The sequence below is a fragment of the Verrucomicrobiota bacterium genome (assembly GCA_019247695.1).
In the GTDB taxonomy this organism is placed as follows: domain Bacteria; phylum Verrucomicrobiota; class Verrucomicrobiia; order Chthoniobacterales; family JAFAMB01; genus JAFBAP01.
In genome coordinates, this window is the sequence record JAFBAP010000112.1 from 81,911 (window position 1) to 98,713 (window position 16,803).

Sequence of the window (16,803 nt, forward strand, 5' to 3'; positions counted from 1 at the left end):
CCTGAACGGAAAGCCGCGTAGCCCCGTTTTGTCCTGGTCTCCCTTGACAAGGGCGCGGGGCAGGTCGTCTTTGGTGGACGGGGCAAGAAATTCCCCCCTTGGAGGAGGTGGCTTTCGACGGCGTGGCGGCGGGCCAACCAACTAACCTTTACCTGTTAACTGTGCATGCTCCTGGCCACGGCATATACGCAAGGCTCGACAGGGGTGGATGCATTTAACGGCGGGGCGATTCCGCGGACAAAGGCCTTCGCGACACCGTTTCCGGCGCCACCAGACCAGCATCGGCTTGGATCGATTTCCGCCTTCAACGTTCCTACGAAGAATGAACATAAATCATGCCGGATAAGTGAATTCTAGCGCAAGGGTCACGTCGGCGCGTTTCAGAGAGATCGTGTCGCTGAGCGGACCTTGCAGGAGGAAAATCATGGCTTCATACATCTACATCCCCATAATGACGGGTGAAATGGCGGCGATGGCAACCGACTGGAATAATGGCCGTACCCGATTAGGAAAAGCCCCCTATCAGATTCTCGGGGCTGACTCAAGCGGCATCGGCAAAGCGCTGCGGCGTCAGTTCGGCGGGGGCTATTTAAGCAACGTAACTGCTGCCGACAAAGTATACATCCTTGCCCACGGGGTTAAAGCTCAGCTAAATGACGGGGCATTAAGCATCGGCGTGCAACGTGGAGCGCAATATGTCCCGGATGGAAATTCTCTCACCGGATATTCTGCGCAAGGTGGAGCGTGGAAGTATTATTCCGCCATTGAGCTTGCCAGACATTTAGAGAAAGAAGGGCTGCCAAAAACCTTTGTTGACCTGCGATTATTTTGCTGCTCCGCAGGTCTGACGGCGACCTTCCAAGGTAACCCAGTGGCACCGTATGCGCAAAGACTGAAAGCTGCTTTAACAGCGCGTGGGTATAATGCGATCGTCGTCACCGGGTATCGCGGGGATCTGAATTGCCAATATAACCATTATTGTGCTCCGGGTACAATCGTGGCCATGGGTTCGGCAATCCAAGGTAGGGGCAAAGGCGTGAAGTTGCCGGGTGATACCTATTGTTCAAGAGCCAAGAACGGCCGTGTGCAATTCTAAAGCGTGGCCTCGGACGTTCGGCTCGCAGGGACACGGGATTGCCTAATGGTCGCGAGGCCCACGGGACGGAAGCGGTCGGAGTCGTCCGAGGCCGGGAAAGCCGTCCGCATGGGGAAGGGCCGCAGGTACTCGGACGGCCGAAGGGGAAGGCAGCCGCAATGGCAACTGCCGAGACCGGTTTGCCGGTGAACAATTACTTAGCGAGATGCGTGAGCTGAGCCAAAAAGTGCTGTCGGGTTCGGTCCCTGGGCGTCCGCCGACGCCCTCGCAAAATTGTTCCAAAATGCCCTGATCTCAGCGCCATTCCGATTTGGGGCCTATTTGCGGCTATCTGAAGTCAGAGCCGGACGGATCCGCCCTCGCGGAAAAAGACCGGCAAATGTTCGATCGGGGCAGGTTCATTGACTACTTGGCCGCCGTCAAGAACTGCTCCAGTCCCATGGCTGACCCACCGGGCTCCCGCAGGCAGGTAAACGTCACGGGCCCGTTGCCCCTCAAACAAGATGGGCGCAACCAGCACGTCCGGCCCAAACATGTAGGCATCCTCCACCGCCCAGGCTTGGCCGTCTTGTGGGAAGTCGAAGAATAGCGGCCGCATGATCGGAGCCCCCCTTCGATGGGCCTCGGCCATTAAGCCGCGGAGGTACGGGCGCAGGCGTTCACGGAGGCGCAAGTAGTTTTCCAAAATGCCGTAGGCTTCCTGGCCGAAGCTCCAGAGCTCGTTCGGCGCGCCGCTGGCGCATTGGCCGCCGCCACTCACCGACAGCGGTTTGTTGTGGGGCTCTCGATCCCCGTGCATGCGCAGCACGGGCGAAAAGGTGGCGAATTGAAACCACCGGATCAGGCATTCTCGAAACGAGGGGTCGGTGTTCACCCCGCCATGGAACCCCCCGATGTCGGTCGTCCACCAAGGGATCCCCGCCAGCCCCATGTTTAAGCCCGCAGCAAGCTGAATGCGCAACGATTCAAAGCTCGAATCGATATCGCCCGACCAAACGAGCGCGCCGTAGCGCTGGCTGCCCGCCCAGGCGCACCGGACAAGGTTGACGATGTGCTCCTGCTTCTCAGCAACCATGCCTTCATAAAAACCCTGCGCGTACTTCAGCGGGTAGATGTTGCCCGCTTGGAGCGTTGACCCGAGGTGATAACGGTAATTGTCAAAGTCATACACGGCGTATTCAGGTTCCGCCTCATCCAGCCAGAAAATCCTGACGCCCTTGTCATAATAGTTTTGCTTGATGAGCTTCCAGACGTGCTCTCGCGCCTTCGGGTTGGTGGCGTCGAAGAACACCGTGTCACCGAGAAACTCCATGGTGGTCGCGACCCCGCGTTCAGCCCTCACCAGCAACCCTTTGGCGTGCATTTCCGCAAACTGTGAGCAGTTGCGGTCGATGGTCGGCCAGACCGACACCATCAGCTTGATGCCCCAAGCCTCGAGTTGCGCCACCATCGCGGCCGGGTCCGGCCAGTAGGCGGGGTCAAATTGGTATTCGCCTTGGAGCGGCCAATGGAAGAAATCCACGACGATGACGTCGAGGGGCAGGCCACGTTGCTTGTAATCGCGCGCGACGCTGAGCAGTTCGTCTTGGGTCTGGTAGCGCAGCTTGCTCTGCCACAGCCCCAAGCCGTATTCAGGCATCAGGGGAACCGTCCCGGTCACCTCGGCGTAGTTGGATAAAATTTGGGCGGGCTCATCGCCTGCCGTGACCCAATAGTCGATCTGCTTGGCCGATAGGGCCGTCCATTCGGTGCAATTCTTGCCGAAGGTGACTTTGCCAATGGCCGGATTGTTCCAGAGGAAGCCGTACCCGAGGCTCGACAAGGCAAAAGGCACCGACGCTTGCGAGTTGCGCTGCGCGAGTTCGAGCACGCAGTTTTTCTGATTCAGGAAGCCATGCTGGTACTGACCCATGCCGAAGAGCTTTTCATCGGGCCGGGATTCAAAGCGCACCGTCAAGGCGTAATCGCCGCCCGGGATCGGTTTGAGTTCGCGCGGGTGGATAGAGAGGGCGCTGTTGAAGTAGGTGACCGCTTCCGGGTCAACTTGCTCGTCGCCTCGCTGCATGTTGCCGAGCCTGATGCGCATAAACTCTTGCAACAGGATCTCGCCCTTCTGGTTAAGGAACGTGACCTGTCCTCTCGGGTCAATGCGAGCCGTAAGCCGGCCGTGAGTGATCGAGGCGGAACCGTCTGCCGGGAGGAGGATCTCCGCAGGCTCCGAACGTCCTCCGGGGAGCAGGGCCCAGTCTTCGCCTTCGAAGCTTGCCCGCATGGCGCTTCGGACCCGCAGGCTGTCCTTGCCCCAGGGTTCGATGACGAGCGTCTCGCCGGCATATTCGCGAATGAGGGAGTGATTCTGTTGATGGAACATCGCGTCAGCTCCAAAATAAAGTGCTGGTCTCGCTTTTCATGTCGTTTCTTGGGGTGGCTTTAACGTCTTCAGAAGCGGATGCACCATAAAGTGCGGGGCCGCTCACGCCCGCCGTAAGAGCAATTGCACCAGGTTGAGCAAGAGCACCAGCAGAACCACGGAAACTGTTGCGACCAGACCAGAAAAAACCGTACCCAACAAGGGCGGAGGCCCCGTGTCCCGGCAAAAGGCCTTGTGCAGCAATTGATCGGCTCCCGCCCTTGTGTTACCCCAGAGGCGTGGGGTTCTGGTGCAAATTCCTTTAAGTGTATGTTTTTGTTGGCCGAGGGGTTTTGCAGATCTCCCAGGCTGCTCAACTCTCTTCCGCCCGGTCCGGGGCACGCTCAAGGCTAGCGAGCCGCTGGCGCTGGTGCAGAATCTACCACACCTTGGGGGACGTCATATCTGATCGGGCCGGCTCGGCGCCATGGCCTTAATCAGGTTGGGGGGCGGCGGCGGCCGCGCCCGCCCGGGTCGTGCGCGGCCGGAAGGCCCGTTACGTGCCCCGGCGGGTTGCTTGCGCGTGGGGCAGGCCGGTTTGGGCGCGGGGTTGGTCCCGTTTCGGGGGCGTTTCAGGCTGGGAACAGGAGGGCGTAATGGGGGAGCATAAAAAGTTGTGGTACGCTCAGGCTACGACCCCTGGGCTTTACACCGGCCGGAAGGACCGGTGTAAGGTCCGGAACGCCTCCTCCAGGGTGTAGCCTGAGGGCATGAACGCGTACCGTGAAAAACCAGGGGCAATGGGCAGCCAACGATCGTCGGCGTTCTTGCTCGGTTCCCTCACGCCTGCTTGCTTCGCGAAGGTAAGCCTCCCTTAAAGCACAGCGGGTGGCGCCGGTTTGCCCATCTCGCGCGCGAAGGGCAGTTGCGCTTAAACCAAAGGACGGCGGAGCAAAAACGCTTCCGTAAGTGGATTCAGCGCGGTTCTTCCAGATAGAAGGCGTGCTCTCCTGCGGTGCCGACAATCAACATCAGCCCCGGTAAGCCGGCTTTTGAGCCATTTCCGTGCTGATCTCTCCCAGCGCGTGACGGTCCTTGTCACTTTGGCCTACGCTGCAGCCCTCCGGATGCGAATGCCATTCGCCGACGTAATCAAGGTTCAGTAGCGTGCGCTCCCGAATGCCATCAACCGTGCGGGCAAGGCCACGACAGCCGCGTTTGTAAGAGGTGGGCCATTGTTCGCTGTCCGGTGGTGAGGGCAGCATGTCCACCACGTAAAGAATCCGGCGCTGCATGTCGTAGGAGCCCAGCAGCACGCCGCCGGTTTCATTAGGCAGCTGCAGCTGCCGGGAACGGCTTGCCGCACGCAAGAGGCTCTCGTCTGTGCAGATTACCCATCCGCCGACAGTTTGGGTGATTACCGGTTCTGGTGGGATGTCGATGCGAATGACCTGCATCCTCTGATCCAACTTCCAGATGGAAATGGTCGCGTTCAAGGCATCGGCAGATTCACGGAAAGCGTTGGCGCCGTGATGGCTGATCTCAATTTCGATTTTTCTTGGTCTTGATGCCGATGGGTGCTCCATGGAAACAAGCCACTGCCCGCGCGCGACTTGGCCCAATTTATCTTGGTAATATTTGGCGGCTTGGAAGTGCGGCGGTTGAGGGGTCTCCGAGAACGGGATCGGGTCGCTTGAGCACACCAAGATCGCCCCCTCGCCACGTTGGCCATAGAGCCAGTCGATGTTCGGCGTCGGGATCGTCTTTACCTCGCCTTTCTCTTCATAGAGCGAGAAGGCGCTGCAGTGGTGCGGAAGCTTGCAGATGTCCCACCACAGCCGCTCCATACGCTTTTTTGAGCGCGTGATCCCAATGAGGGCATCGAGTGGATCCCACCGGATGTCCGCCAGCATCAGCGACCGGGTGAGCGTACCGGCGACCGAGAAAGTGGCTTGCAGCACGAGGCAATTGTCGTTCCGGTTGATGACCACCTCTTCATTTTGACGATGGCCAAAAGGCGAGTGGACGAAAAACTCCATGCCGTCATCGGCCAACGTCAGCCCGGGCACCAATTGACCGGCATCCGTGATCAGGTGCGCCCGCGACTCTAACGACAGCCCTTCTGCTTTGAACCACTCCCTGAGGTGATCTGGCCGGGAAAACACCCGAATCCCGGACCCTTGGCGCGACCGGTGGCGGGCCTCTTGCCGCGAAGTTAGGTCTTTCACCTTTGTTACACCGCGGTCGATAAACTCAATGACCGGCCACAAATCTTTAACGCCCAGTACGGGTTTTTCCGCTGCCTTCTCACCCTCTTCAGCCTTCTTGGGTTGCTTTCCGCCGTGGTTGCCGTGACGCAATGGCAGGCTTTGCCGGAGAAGCGCTGGTTACTTGCGGCATTACCGCTCTCAGCCGCAGTGGCAGCATGGCTTTCGTATGAGCGTTGCAAAAAGCGCGGCGAAGACTTCGCAAAGTCCGTATTCGATTTGTTCCTTGCCTCCGATGGCGCTCAGCCGGACACGCGGTTATAGGATGGAAACGGGTGTGAAGCCCGAGTTGGGGACGAGCATTCATGCTGGGCGATTCGACGCAGATTTCGGGTGGACGGATCGGCTAATTGCTCCCGGCGTCACGGTCGTGCATTAAAGGCGCATCGCGGCTTTAGAGGGCAAGGGGCCACTTGCCAGTTCTTTGCGCAGCATCCAGTCGGCCAGTTGCTGGTCAGCGGCCCCCGTGGCCAGCTTGGCCTTGAGTGCGTCGGCGTCGAGGCCCGCGAACCCGAAGAACTGCCGGTCCAAGGGGCAGTTATACCGGTAGGGCCCGGCTCGGCCCACCAATTCCGCACGGCACTTGTCGACGGCGCGGGCGGCCACGGCCGGGATCGGCCCCAACGGCGCGCAAACGCTGCGGGGTCTTGGACCCGCAGGTCGCGGGCCAAGAGTCGGCCAGCTTGATGGCCGGTTGGGGCGCAGCGTTGCTCTCAGGAGCCATTTCGGTTAAGGAACCAAGGCCCACGCTCGGGCGCAAGGGTGCAAACGCGTTGAATCTCCATTGGCATAGCGGCGTCGTGGGCGGGGTTAGGGTGGGGGCGATGGCGGCAGGTGAAGCCCCAGCGGAGGGACAATCTCGGGAGCTGCCGTGGGTGCGTTCGGCACGGCGTAGGCCTCCTTGGGAAAGTTTGGGTCGGGGACGGCTCAGGCCAAGATGAGGTTTACCCGGGCGTGCGATCCCAGTCGGCCGGGGCGCAAATCTTTGGATCTGTGGCTACAGAAAGCCGTGAAGGCGCAAAATCGTAAGCACGGAGGCCCGTAAATACAGAACGCAGCGGTGGGGGCGACGACTTGTGGGGTCAGCCTTAAGGACGCGTATCCCCAGTGGCCCCTTGCAGGAGGGTGGCCAGGGCCGAGGGTGAGCAACCCACCCGGGCCGCAATGGCGGCCACGTCTTCGGCCCGGTGGTCCGCGCGGGGGCGCAGGCAGAGCGCCAACCGGGGCAACCGGTCGGGCGGCAGCCCGAGGTACGCAGCTAACTGCGGGCCGCTCCAGCCTTGTTGCTCCTGAAAACGCGCGAGCGGCCATGCCATGAACGGCGGGCGGGTGCGGGCGCGCCGAGCGGCTCGAAACATCAGATCGGCCCCGATTTCGGTCTCCCTGTCACGCGTCGTCATCCTGTAAAGGATTCCCCGCCGCCGGCGGAAGTTCGATAAGGCCGGGACAGCGGTGACCTCTAAGGCAGCCGCGGAAAAGGGCGCAACGCGCCTCCCGACAGCACCCGGATGGGATCGCCTTCGTGCAGGATGCCCCCTTGGATGATCCGCGCGCAGAGGCCGGCCCCTTCGCCCAGGGCGCGCGTCATGCGCGGCTGGGTCAGGCGTTCCAGGTAAGCGCACGGCGGGCGGGGCCGCTCATACTCAAGCACGGCTTCCCCGAAGGAAAAGCGGCGACCGCGCAGTTCGGCATGGGCAATGCCGCGCGTGACCAAGTTGCGCCGATGCTCGCCCTGGCTCACCTGAACCCCGAAGCCGGCCTCCATCCGCTCCAGCGCTTCGGCTTCAATGAGGGTCACTTGGCAGGCGTTATGCCCCGAGTAGTAGCCGGTGCCGAGCAGGTAACGATCCCCAGCCAGACCGCGTCCGGCAAGGGCTTCCACCTCGTGGACGCGTTGCATCCCGGCACCTGCATGCGCAGTGATGAAGATGGCTTCAAGAAAGGCGTCGCTCATGTTGCCGTACGGGGGTTTACCACCTCAAGAGTCAATTGCATTTATTGGGACGTGCATTGCAAATGCCGCATCACCTCTGAAAACGCGGTTCGGGAAGTTGCCCGAACGGCATGTGCCGAGCTTGCCTTTTCAAGGTTCGTCTCAATAATTGAATACGACAGCGGCAGGAAAGCATGCCGTCTCACCCCCTCCGGCTTCCCCATCCTACGGAGAGCCCAGTTCACCCCTGGAACATTTATGCCTGAGCAGCCCACCTTCCTGAGCCTGATCACTGGATCATTCGCCACGCCGGCGGCTCAAAACCCGACCGTAGCGATGATTGAGGCTGCCTATGAACACCACCGCATCAACGCGCGTTACATCAATTGTGACGTGGCCCCGGAGGCGCTCGGCGATGCCGTGCGCGGTGCCCGCGCGATGGGTTGGATCGGCTTTAATTGTTCCATGCCGTACAAGGTTTCTATACGCCAGTATCTGGATGGTCTGGGCGGTTCAGCTGCCGTCATCGGCGCAGTCAATTGCGTCGTGCGGCGCGGCGGTGCCTACATCGGTGAGAATACCGACGGACAAGGGTTTCTCACGGCCCTGCGGACAATGGCCGACCCTGCGGGAAAAGCGTTGTTGGTGTTCGGTGCAGGTGGCGCCGCGCGCGCCATCGCGGTGGAAGCCGCACTGGCCGGGGCGGCTTCGATCACGGTGGTGAACCGTGATCCGGTGCGCGGGTCGGAATTGGTCACCCTTCTCAATGAGAAGACGCCGGCTAAGGCGGAATTTGTGGCGTGGGGGAATCGGGCGTACTGCATCCCAGAGGCAAGCGATATCGTCGTGAATGCAACCTCGATCGGAATGTTCCCTGAGGTGAAAGGTCGACTTAATCTCGATCTGGACAGTCTGCGTCCTGGTCTGGTCGTTGCCGATGTCATCCCCAATCCACCGCGGACCCAGCTCATCCAGGATGCGGTAGCGCGCGGCTGTAAGGTTCTCGACGGGCTTGGCATGCTCGTCAGCCAGGGGGTAATCAGCATTCGGTACTGGACTGGAATCGATCCTGAGCCCACAGTTATGCGCAAGACGCTCGAGGACATCTTCGGCGTTTAAACTGGGATGCTCAACCTAAGTAGTTGGGAGCACATAAAGTGGTGGTACGCTTGAGGGGGGATTGCTGGGCGAGACCGGGAATTGGAAGTGCGCATGTTGGTGATCGACGAGATCCATTCGATGCTGGCGGGCACCTTCCGCGAGCAGCGCATCTTTCTAAAGTCGCTGTGATTTCTGGCCAACGACTTACACATTCCGCTGGTCTGTTTGGGCACGCAGGAAGCCAAGCAGACGTTAATGACCGATCAGCAGTTAGCCGACCGGTTCGATGCCTTCGAGATCCCCGTCTGGGCCGATGATGCCGCGTTCGGCCAATTGCTCACCAACTACGCTTCCATGTTGCCCATGCGCGAAGCGTTCGAACTGTGCGCGCCCAAACTGCAAAAGCGGCTCTTGAGTTTGACGGAAGGCGTCACCGTCCGGCTGTGCCGATTGGTGGAAAGCGCGGCGGTCCAGGCCATCGAGTCTGGGCGCGAGCGCATCGAAATCGATCTGCTGAATGAAGCGTTGCTCCCCACAGCCTAGTTTCGATCTCCGATCGGCACGCGCGGCGTCCGGCGGCCTGAGGGAAGCGATGGAGCCCTTTGTTTCTATGCCGGCCCACCTGCCAGTGACCCCGCGGCCGCTGGCGGGTGAGCTGCTGTCGTCCTGGGGCGGCTGGCGGCATTCGTGCGCTTGGTGGGCGAGTTAATTGAAATGTTGGGCTGGCCGGATGCCCGCGGGGGTTTCTCGCTGCTGGAGCACCTGCAACGGGGCGCCTGCCGTGCGTCCGAGCCAGTCGGGCGGCCGTTGCCGGCCGGGATGCGAGCCCTTTGGGGGCCTGGGCCGCCAAGAGCGCTTCGAGTTGCTGGCCGGCGTCGCGGAACCGCTCGGGAGCGGCCTCGGCGAAGACCGGCCGCCGGGTAAGCCGGCCCCCTTCGGTTGCCTCTACGGGCCGCTGTCGGCCGAAAGGCGGGGGGCGTTCTTACAGCGGCTGCCGAAGCTGGCCTCCAGCGGGTGCGCCCGGGCGCTGGCCGCGGTGGCTTGCTTTCAAAGCGCGCCCCGCACGCGCGGCTCGCATGGATGCACCCAAAAAAAGGGGGTTAGCCGGTCACTTGCTGAACGATTTAACTGCAAATGACACCGCGGTGCGGGCCGCTTGAAATTTGCAAAGCCCCTTGCCCGACGAAAACATACACCTAATAAAATTTGCACCAGAACCGTCAAGGGGGGCGCTTGAGCCCGCCCCTCCCCGGCGGCAGGTTCCCCTCACCCGATTCATACGATGATTGCGTCCCCTTTGGTCCCCGCCAAACATCGCAATGCCACCCCGAAACCGCTGAAAAAGCCATCGTCGTCCGGCTGGCTCAACGTCACCGGGTTTTGGGGTTAGGTCCTTTGTTACGCCGTAGCGGCTGCATTCGGCCCGAACGAGGGGACCTCCCCCAACGCGTTACCGGGACCGCTCGGGGCGGAACAAAACCGCTCGCGGTATTGGCTCGGCGAAATCCCGAGGGCCCGCAGAAAGGCCCGGCGCATTAGTTCCGCACTGCTGAAGCCGCAACTCGAGGCAATGGCTTCCACGCTTTGGTTCGTTTGCTCAAGCAGGTGCCGGGCCGCCTCCACCCGAAGTTGTTCGACGTAATGGGCCGGCCCGGTGCCCAGCTCCTCCGCGAAAACGCGGCTAAAGTTGCGCCGGCTCATCGCCGCACGCGCGGCCAATTGGTCGACTGATAAACCTTTATCCAGGTTCTCGAGAACCCAAACCAAAAGCTCCTGGAGCGGTTTACGAGCGGCGCCCTGTGCGTCCAGCAATCGGCTGAACTGCGCTTGGGTGCCGGGTCGCCTCAAAAAGAGCACCAAGTCGCGAGCCACCGCGAGGGCCAACTCGCCGCCCAAGTCTTCTTCGACCAACGCCAGCGACAGGTCCATCCCGGCCGTCACCCCGGCTGAGGTGTAGAGGTTGCCCTCGCGCCGCCAGATCGGGCCCGGATCCACCACCACCCGCGGGAAGCGGGCGGCCAAGTCGGCGGCAAACGCCCAGTGCGTCGTGACCCGGCAGCCGTCCAGCAGCCCGGCTTCGGCCAGCATGAAGGCCCCGGTGCAGACCGAGCCCAGGCGGCGCACCCGCGGCGCCATGCGGGTAAGCCATTCCAGCACGCCCGGCGCGCGGCAGGAGCGTGCCCCCACGCCGCCGGCCACCAACAGCGTATCCACCGGGTTGCCGAGCCGTTGATAGGGGCGGTGGGCCAGGAGCGAAAGGCCGCCATTGCCCGCAATGCGGGGTCCCCTTCCGGTAGTCACCACCTCAACCCGGTACGGCTCAACCGGGCGCTTGGCATAACGGTTGGCGGTGGCAAAGACCTGAAACGGGCCCACCACGTCCAGTTCGTTGACGGGCGGAATGGCCAGGATGGCGATGCGCCTTCGGGGCTGAAAGCGACCGTGGCCCTCGGTGGGTGGCTTTTTGGGTTGCATGACTGGTCGGCCCCGCACGCGTGTGCGCGTACGGGATCCTGACCAGGAAAGCACCAAATGCAGATTGGCGCAAACCGTGGGGCAATTGTCCTGGCGGCCATACGCCTGGCCCGCGAGATTCATCACAGCACAGAAAGCTACTCCATGAACCCCTCACCTGAGCAAACGCCGCTGCGCATCGGCTCGCTGCTGTTTCCGCGGCGCGACCAGCTCGATTTTACCGGGCCCTTTGAAGTTTTCTCCCGGCTGCCCGGTGCGAGCCTTCACCTGCGCGTGGAAACGAACGATGAAACCGTCTGGGGCCCTGCGTCCCCGCCACGCACCCCGAACCGCCTGCCGCTCGGGGCCTGGCGCGCCGCCCTTGCGGATGACCCCGAGCGTTTCCTAACCATTGCCGCACCACCGCCAAGGCCCACTAACCACGTAAGAATAAATCCATGAATCTGACCCACATCCACGCCTTCGCCGCTGCGATGCAGCGCAAAGATCTAGAATCCATGCTGACTCACCTGGCGGATGACATCGTCCTCAAAACCCCGCTCGCGGCCGAGCCTTTCGAGGGTAAAGCCGCCGTAAGGGCGGTCGTCGAAGCCCTCTTCGAAGTGGTCGACCGGTTCGACCTTCGCGAACTCATGCAGGGCCCCGAGCATGCGTCGCAGTACTTCGGGGTCACGGCCGGCTCGGAGGAGTTGGACGGTATGGACTATTGGCGCGTCAATGCAGCGGGCCTGATCCAGGAGATGACGGTCCTGTGGCGCCCCCTGCCGGCCGTGGTGGCGGTGCAGAACCGATTAACCCTCGCCATGGCAAAGCCGCCTCGGACTGGTGCCGACGGGTGCCCTCAAGCGGAGGCGTCACTGAGTGTTAATGAAGCGGCCGCTATAAGCGCTAACAACTCATGCCCTCGATGCTGAAACCCAAACGAACAACGGGGGCCGGCGCCGGCGGGTTCTGGTGCGGGCCGAAACTAACGGACGCGCGCGGCCGTTTCGCCAAGGTGGCAAACACCTACACCCAGTGCCAAGGGGGGCCTCCCAAGGCTCGGTCCCGGGATGTAGCTGCAAATGGCCGCCTTATTTCAAAGTCGGGACAACGACTACGGCGGTTGGGACAAGAGACGGCCCGGTCCGTCCCACCCTGGCCTTTAGTGCTTCAAAAAACGCGAGGGGGGCCGCGCCTGAAGGACGGCGCCCTTTCCGTCGCATACTCGGGGCCCACCGACCTGCCGCAACTTATGGAAGTTACACCGCAACCATGTGATCGAAGCGCCCGGGTAGCGGGCGCGCGCTGCACGCCGCTGCAGCGCCCTGCCCATACGGGCCTGTCGACCGCAACGTCTTTGGCCTGCTTCGTGGAGTTTCGTCACGCCCGGGAGCGGCTCCTGGCCGAGTTTGAACCCGCCGCTGCCCCAGCCGGAGAGCGTCCCACGCCGGCCCCCGGGGCGCGGTTAACCGGCTGCGCTCGCCCGCTGAAGACCTCGCTTTGCTGGCTACTCTCGGCGGCCGCGCTGGGCGGGGCGCTTTTGGTCGCTTGGCGCCTGTGAGGCGTTTGGCCGGCCGCGATGCTCCGGCATGGCCGCCGGGAGCGGCCGTTACAAATGTTAGTATAAAGGATAGGTCAAATGGTCACTAAGGATTCAGCCACGACGTCGATTCGTGGCGCCACCACGGACCCCACTTGGTTTTACAAGATTGATGTTGAGGAGAGATCAGCATTATGAGCGTTGCTTTGTTCGTTGGCGAGAGATCCAGGCCGCAAATTACAACGCGGGCGCTTTCTGTGGGCTGCCTGATCTTCGAGCAGATGGATCAGATCGACTTCACGGGGCCGTTTGAAGTTCTTTCGCGCATGCCGGACACAACCGTTCAGATCATCGGGAAAGCACTTGCGCCTGTTCGCGACGCGCAGGGGCTTCGGCTTTCGCCGGAGGTGAGCATTGCGGAAGCGGGACTATTTGATGTTTTGCTCGTGCCCGGCGGTTATGGACAGCAGGCGCTGATGCACGATGTAGAAGTGCTTGAGCTCCTCCGCAAGCACGTACAGAGGGAAAAGCTCCTGTTTTCGGTCTGCACCGGAGCCCTGCTGTGTGGTGCAGCGGGTGTGCTCGCGGGAAGACCGGTGACGACTCATTGGAGTGCCCGGCATCTGATGCGGTATTACGGAGCGGTTCTTGTGGATGCAAGGGTCGTGGTCGATGGCAACCTCATCAGCGCCGCCGGCGTGACGGCGGGGCTGGATGCGGCGCTGGCGCTGGTCTCTCTGTTGCGCGGCGATGCGGCGGCTCAGGAGATCCAGCTTGCCATTGAGTACGCGCCGAACCCCGTCTTTCACGCCGGGACTCCCGAGGGTGCGCCGGCTGAGGTGCTTAAGAGCTTTCAGAAGAAGTACGAGCCGATCGGGACTGTAAGGGAGACGGAGGCAATTCGCTATGCGGCAAACGACGCACGCTCGCGTACGCGCTGAGCTGCCCGGTTTGTCACTCAATAACAAACTGAACATCCAATTTGCATTGTGATGCGGGAATCCATGAAAGTTCAGGGTCTTTCCATTCATGTTGAGCAGCACGGCTCAACAGAGCCGGCCATCATCTTCCTGCACTATTGGGGAGGCACTTCGCGGACCTGGAGCCGGGTTGCTGCCCAGCTGCAGGGTAAATTTAGGACGATGGCTTATGACGCGCGCGGTTGGGGGCGATCGGACAAGCCAGCGGCCGGATATGCACTGGCTGATCTGGCTGACGAAGTGCTGACGCTCGCCCGTGGACTGGGAGTCAATCAGTTTGTGCTGGTGGGTCACTCGCTGGGCGGCAAGATCGCGCAGCTTGCCGCGTCGCGCAGGCCTGCCGGGCTTCTTGGCTTGGTGCTGGTCGCTCCTGCTCCGCCCACGCCTCTGCGATTTCCCGACGAAATGCGCGAAACCCAGATACACGCTTATGACGATCGGGAGAATGTACTCCGGACCACCGCTTTTCTGAGCGCGCGGACGCCCCCTCCGGAAATCGTGGAACAGATCGTGGAGGACAGCCTGTCCGGGTCACGGGAAGCTACGCTGGCATATCCCACGGCCTCCATCCTTGAAGACATCTCCTCCGAAGTTCCCAAGATTGCGGTTCCAGCGCTCGTTTTGGCCGGCGAACTCGATCAGCTCGACTCGATCGAGCAGCACAAGCGCGAGGTGGTGGCGCGGATCGCAACTGCGCGGTTTGAGGTCATCCCGCGTAGCGGGCATCTCCTCCCGATTGATGAACCCGAGGAGTTGGCCAGACGCATCGAAAACTTTGTGTTGTCCCTGAGCACGTGAAAAGCCGGCAATCGCTTCCAGAAGAAGCTACTCCGTCAGCGCAGTAAGCATTGCGTTTCGAGGGGTCGGCCGCGTTTCAGTTGACGCATTCAGCGCATTGCACTCCTTGAACGATGCCGTTAACGAACGATTTTTGACGTTTGGTGTCGTGACCCCTGAAAATGGATTTGGGCGCGGCGGCTTTTGTCGTTTTTAATCAAATCGTTCAGTAGTGCAATTGGAGCCAGATTTTTGCAGTTAAATCGGGTTCTTGGCCACTTTTGGTGAAACGGCCTGAGGCGCGCGATATCGGGGGTTGTGCAACTTCCTCCTTTTCGGTTACCGGTTCCGGTCGGCCTGCAACTCGTGGGCGGAGAGCTTGATCCGGTCCAGGGGGTTGTCGCCCTGAGTCTTGAGTTCCCAACAGACGCGCTTCTTCTGCCCGCGTTGCGAGGCGTCGACCAATCGCGTGCGCAGCCGCTACCAGCGAACCCTGGCCGATCTGACCTGGGGCGACTGGTCAGTCCGCTTGGGCTTAACCGTGCGCAAATGCTTCTGCGGTAACCCGCACTACGGGCGGCGGATCTTTAGGTGGCCTCCCCCGTTTAATCGGTTGCATAAACGGGGCTCAACCGGGCGACGTCGCCCGCCCGCGTCGGTTCGCTTTGGCCCGCGCACGGGCCCAGGCCCCTTGAGCACGGCCGCCCGCCGGCAGCGTCTTGGCCGGGTCCCCCGCCTCGAAGGGGCGCGCTCGGCGTGGCCGGTGGTGAACACCAGCCGCGGGGCCTGGGGCAGCAGGTCCAACTGCGTGGCCAGCGACAGGCCGTCTTGGCCCGGCAGGCGGATGTCCAGGAACACCGCGTCGGGGCGCCGCTCGGCGCACAGGGCCAGAGCCGCGGCCGCCTCGGTGGCGGTGCCGACGACCTCCACCTGGCAGGCGTCGTCCAACAGCGTGGCCAGGTACTGGGCCGCCAACGGTTCGTCCTCCACGATGAGGGCACGGATGCGGATCCACATGACAACAAGCGTAAAGGCAGGGTTAGCCTACTGAGTAACCCTTGGTTCTCGAGCCCCCGTGAGTGGCGCGGTTTGCGCCGCGCCCTCCGGCCGGGTCTGCAGCGGTAGGCGCATCGTCACCGTGGTGCCCTGCTTCAGGGCGCTGCGCACCTCCAGCCGGAAGCAATCTCCAAAGAGGCCCTGCAGCCGCCGGCGCAACAGGCTCAGCGCGTGCGCCTGCGGGCGCGGCCCGAAGAAAACGCGCTCGACCTCGGCCGGAGCCATCCCCCGGCCGTCGTCGCCAACGCTCAGCTCGAGGAACGCGCCGGCTCGACGCGCCGCAAGGCGCAGGCAGCCGGCGTGCGGGCAGGGGTGCAAGCCGTGTTGCACGGCGTTCTCGACCAGGGGTTGCAGGGAGAAGGGTGGCACCAGGAACTGGTCGATCCCGGGGTCGATGCGTTCCTCGATTCGAAGCGCTGCACGAGCCCCCCGGCCAAGCCGCCGGCGAGCATGGCCACACCGATGGTGCCCAGCGGCAAGCCGTCGTGCCAGACGGCCAGCCACGTCACAAAGGCCCCGATCGCCAGGCCCACCCAAGGGGCCGGCCACCAGCCCGGCGGCACACACCGCGACGATGCGCTCGTTTAGCCAACCCGTGTGCCAATCGGCGAGCTCCTCGACGGAGCCGAGCACGGCGAAGATGAGCAACGCGGTGCCGCGGTCGCGCCCGGCGAGTAACGAGCGTTGCGGCCGCCCGCGGGGCGGCGGCACCAGCGCGAGCACGAAAGCGCTGGTGACCAACACGCAGACTTTGTCGAGGATGTTCTCCATGGAAAAAGCGTTTCCTTTCTAGTTGGTCCCGCACCGGGGCGGGCTGACGGAAAATCCCAGCCTTGGGAAAGGGAGAGACGGTTCAGACGGCGACCTGAGTTTGATTCAGGCGCATTCAGCGGCCGCGGAGAAGGTTGCCGATGGTCTTACCGAGTTCGAGACTTACGTTCGCAACAACCAGGAGTTTATCCCGAACTTCGGCGAGCGCAGACGGCAAGGCGAAACGATCAGCACGGCATTCGTCGAATCGACGATTATTGAGGTTTAACAAATAGGATGATTGAAAAATCAGGAGGGAAAATGGGCATAATCGTATCGGTTAAGTCTCGCCGATCTTGGACAGTTATCCGGCCGGAAAAATTGCGGGATCCGCTCCCAGAGCGGGCTCGCGGGCAATTGTGGCGTTAGGAACTCGAAAATGTAGTGCAAATTCTTCGCCCGTCTTCTCGTTTTTTGTTGCGTTGGTACAGGGGGT

Annotated in this window: 18 protein-coding genes; 10 read left to right on the forward strand and 8 right to left on the reverse strand. The window is 62.0% G+C overall.

Annotated elements, in window-relative coordinates; all coding sequences use genetic code 11:
• The first annotated feature begins 424 nt into the window (after positions 1 to 424).
• Entirely contained in the window at positions 425 to 1,096 is a 672-nt protein-coding gene (locus tag JO015_13215; protein MBW0000054.1) for a hypothetical protein, read from the forward strand.
• 337 nt (positions 1,097 to 1,433) lie between these two features.
• On the opposite strand, the gene JO015_13220 is transcribed toward JO015_13215, so the two are convergent.
• The 5 genes from JO015_13220 to JO015_13240 all read right to left on the reverse strand — a co-directional run bounded on the left by JO015_13220 (position 1,434) and on the right by JO015_13240 (position 7,667).
• Entirely contained in the window at positions 1,434 to 3,467 is a 2,034-nt protein-coding gene (locus tag JO015_13220; protein ID MBW0000055.1) for a glycoside hydrolase family 31 protein, read from the reverse strand.
• Between the two features lie 1,010 nt (positions 3,468 to 4,477).
• Complete coding sequence (locus JO015_13225) at positions 4,478 to 5,485, reverse strand: Mov34/MPN/PAD-1 family protein (GenBank protein MBW0000056.1); 1,008 nt, start codon at positions 5,483 to 5,485, stop codon at positions 4,478 to 4,480.
• Between the two features lie 603 nt (positions 5,486 to 6,088).
• Positions 6,089 to 6,319 carry a DUF5069 domain-containing protein gene (locus tag JO015_13230; GenBank protein ID MBW0000057.1) on the reverse strand — a complete coding sequence of 77 codons (231 nt, stop codon included), beginning with the start codon at positions 6,317 to 6,319 and terminating at the stop codon, positions 6,089 to 6,091.
• 482 nt (positions 6,320 to 6,801) lie between these two features.
• Positions 6,802 to 7,113 carry a hypothetical protein gene (locus tag JO015_13235; protein ID MBW0000058.1) on the reverse strand — a complete coding sequence of 104 codons (312 nt, stop codon included), beginning with the start codon at positions 7,111 to 7,113 and terminating at the stop codon, positions 6,802 to 6,804.
• 59 nt (positions 7,114 to 7,172) lie between these two features.
• Positions 7,173 to 7,667 (reverse strand): MOSC domain-containing protein, encoded by a 495-nt coding sequence (locus JO015_13240; protein MBW0000059.1) that lies wholly within the window; start codon positions 7,665 to 7,667, stop codon positions 7,173 to 7,175.
• A gap of 237 nt (positions 7,668 to 7,904) precedes the next feature.
• Here JO015_13240 and JO015_13245 point away from each other — a divergent pair, with 237 nt between their 5' ends.
• From JO015_13245 to JO015_13255, 3 genes are all read left to right on the forward strand, one after another.
• Positions 7,905 to 8,765, forward strand: coding sequence for a shikimate dehydrogenase (locus tag JO015_13245; protein MBW0000060.1), 861 nt, complete (start codon positions 7,905 to 7,907; stop codon positions 8,763 to 8,765).
• Between the two features lie 81 nt (positions 8,766 to 8,846).
• Positions 8,847 to 8,936, forward strand: a complete 90-nt coding sequence (locus JO015_13250; protein MBW0000061.1) for a TniB family NTP-binding protein — start codon at positions 8,847 to 8,849, stop codon at positions 8,934 to 8,936.
• A 36-nt stretch (positions 8,937 to 8,972) separates the two neighbouring features.
• Positions 8,973 to 9,290: a TniB family NTP-binding protein gene (locus JO015_13255; GenBank protein ID MBW0000062.1), complete on the forward strand. Its 318-nt coding sequence runs from the start codon at positions 8,973 to 8,975 to the stop codon at positions 9,288 to 9,290.
• 855 nt (positions 9,291 to 10,145) lie between these two features.
• Here JO015_13255 and JO015_13260 read toward each other — a convergent pair.
• Positions 10,146 to 11,222: a GlxA family transcriptional regulator gene (locus JO015_13260; protein ID MBW0000063.1), complete on the reverse strand. Its 1,077-nt coding sequence runs from the start codon at positions 11,220 to 11,222 to the stop codon at positions 10,146 to 10,148.
• A gap of 57 nt (positions 11,223 to 11,279) precedes the next feature.
• Here JO015_13260 and JO015_13265 point away from each other — a divergent pair, with 57 nt between their 5' ends.
• The 5 genes from JO015_13265 (at position 11,280) to JO015_13285 (ending at position 14,522) form a co-directional block, all read left to right on the forward strand.
• A complete protein-coding gene (locus JO015_13265; protein ID MBW0000064.1) occupies positions 11,280 to 11,663 on the forward strand; it encodes a hypothetical protein in 384 nt (127 codons plus the stop codon).
• Complete coding sequence (locus JO015_13270; protein ID MBW0000065.1) at positions 11,660 to 12,136, forward strand: nuclear transport factor 2 family protein; 477 nt, start codon at positions 11,660 to 11,662, stop codon at positions 12,134 to 12,136. Before JO015_13265 ends, JO015_13270 begins: the two co-directional genes overlap by 4 nt.
• A gap of 320 nt (positions 12,137 to 12,456) precedes the next feature.
• Positions 12,457 to 12,765, forward strand: a complete 309-nt coding sequence (locus JO015_13275; protein MBW0000066.1) for a hypothetical protein — start codon at positions 12,457 to 12,459, stop codon at positions 12,763 to 12,765.
• A gap of 185 nt (positions 12,766 to 12,950) precedes the next feature.
• Positions 12,951 to 13,685, forward strand: a complete 735-nt coding sequence (locus JO015_13280; protein ID MBW0000067.1) for a DJ-1/PfpI family protein — start codon at positions 12,951 to 12,953, stop codon at positions 13,683 to 13,685.
• A 63-nt stretch (positions 13,686 to 13,748) separates the two neighbouring features.
• Positions 13,749 to 14,522 carry an alpha/beta hydrolase gene (locus tag JO015_13285; GenBank protein MBW0000068.1) on the forward strand — a complete coding sequence of 258 codons (774 nt, stop codon included), beginning with the start codon at positions 13,749 to 13,751 and terminating at the stop codon, positions 14,520 to 14,522.
• A gap of 549 nt (positions 14,523 to 15,071) precedes the next feature.
• Here the strand turns inward: JO015_13285 and JO015_13290 are convergent.
• Together JO015_13290 and JO015_13295 are read right to left on the reverse strand one after the other, a co-directional pair.
• Positions 15,072 to 15,518 (reverse strand): response regulator, encoded by a 447-nt coding sequence (locus tag JO015_13290; protein ID MBW0000069.1) that lies wholly within the window; start codon positions 15,516 to 15,518, stop codon positions 15,072 to 15,074.
• 27 nt (positions 15,519 to 15,545) lie between these two features.
• Positions 15,546 to 16,328, reverse strand: a complete 783-nt coding sequence (locus tag JO015_13295; GenBank protein ID MBW0000070.1) for a hypothetical protein — start codon at positions 16,326 to 16,328, stop codon at positions 15,546 to 15,548.
• 22 nt (positions 16,329 to 16,350) lie between these two features.
• Between JO015_13295 and JO015_13300 the strand changes: the two genes are divergently transcribed.
• Positions 16,351 to 16,596, forward strand: coding sequence for a hypothetical protein (locus tag JO015_13300; GenBank protein MBW0000071.1), 246 nt, complete (start codon positions 16,351 to 16,353; stop codon positions 16,594 to 16,596).
• Positions 16,597 to 16,803 lie beyond the last annotated feature (207 nt).

What these genes read in the sequence shown, in the direction of transcription:
- JO015_13275 (MBW0000066.1), top strand. Translation starts at nt 12,457, where the DNA reads ATGGAAGTTACACCGCAACCATGTGATCGAAGCGCCCGGGTAGCGGGC.
- JO015_13295 (MBW0000070.1), bottom strand. Translation starts at nt 16,328, where the DNA reads ATGGAGAACATCCTCGACAAAGTCTGCGTGTTGGTCACCAGCGCTTTC.
- JO015_13270 (MBW0000065.1), top strand. Translation starts at nt 11,660, where the DNA reads ATGAATCTGACCCACATCCACGCCTTCGCCGCTGCGATGCAGCGCAAA.
- JO015_13240 (MBW0000059.1), bottom strand. Translation starts at nt 7,667, where the DNA reads ATGAGCGACGCCTTTCTTGAAGCCATCTTCATCACTGCGCATGCAGGT.
- JO015_13260 (MBW0000063.1), bottom strand. Translation starts at nt 11,222, where the DNA reads ATGCAACCCAAAAAGCCACCCACCGAGGGCCACGGTCGCTTTCAGCCC.
- JO015_13265 (MBW0000064.1), top strand. Translation starts at nt 11,280, where the DNA reads ATGCAGATTGGCGCAAACCGTGGGGCAATTGTCCTGGCGGCCATACGC.
- JO015_13220 (MBW0000055.1), bottom strand. Translation starts at nt 3,467, where the DNA reads ATGTTCCATCAACAGAATCACTCCCTCATTCGCGAATATGCCGGCGAG.
- JO015_13235 (MBW0000058.1), bottom strand. Translation starts at nt 7,113, where the DNA reads ATGACGACGCGTGACAGGGAGACCGAAATCGGGGCCGATCTGATGTTT.
- JO015_13290 (MBW0000069.1), bottom strand. Translation starts at nt 15,518, where the DNA reads ATGTGGATCCGCATCCGTGCCCTCATCGTGGAGGACGAACCGTTGGCG.
- JO015_13245 (MBW0000060.1), top strand. Translation starts at nt 7,905, where the DNA reads ATGCCTGAGCAGCCCACCTTCCTGAGCCTGATCACTGGATCATTCGCC.
- JO015_13225 (MBW0000056.1), bottom strand. Translation starts at nt 5,485, where the DNA reads ATGGAGTTTTTCGTCCACTCGCCTTTTGGCCATCGTCAAAATGAAGAG.
- JO015_13285 (MBW0000068.1), top strand. Translation starts at nt 13,749, where the DNA reads ATGAAAGTTCAGGGTCTTTCCATTCATGTTGAGCAGCACGGCTCAACA.
- JO015_13215 (MBW0000054.1), top strand. Translation starts at nt 425, where the DNA reads ATGGCTTCATACATCTACATCCCCATAATGACGGGTGAAATGGCGGCG.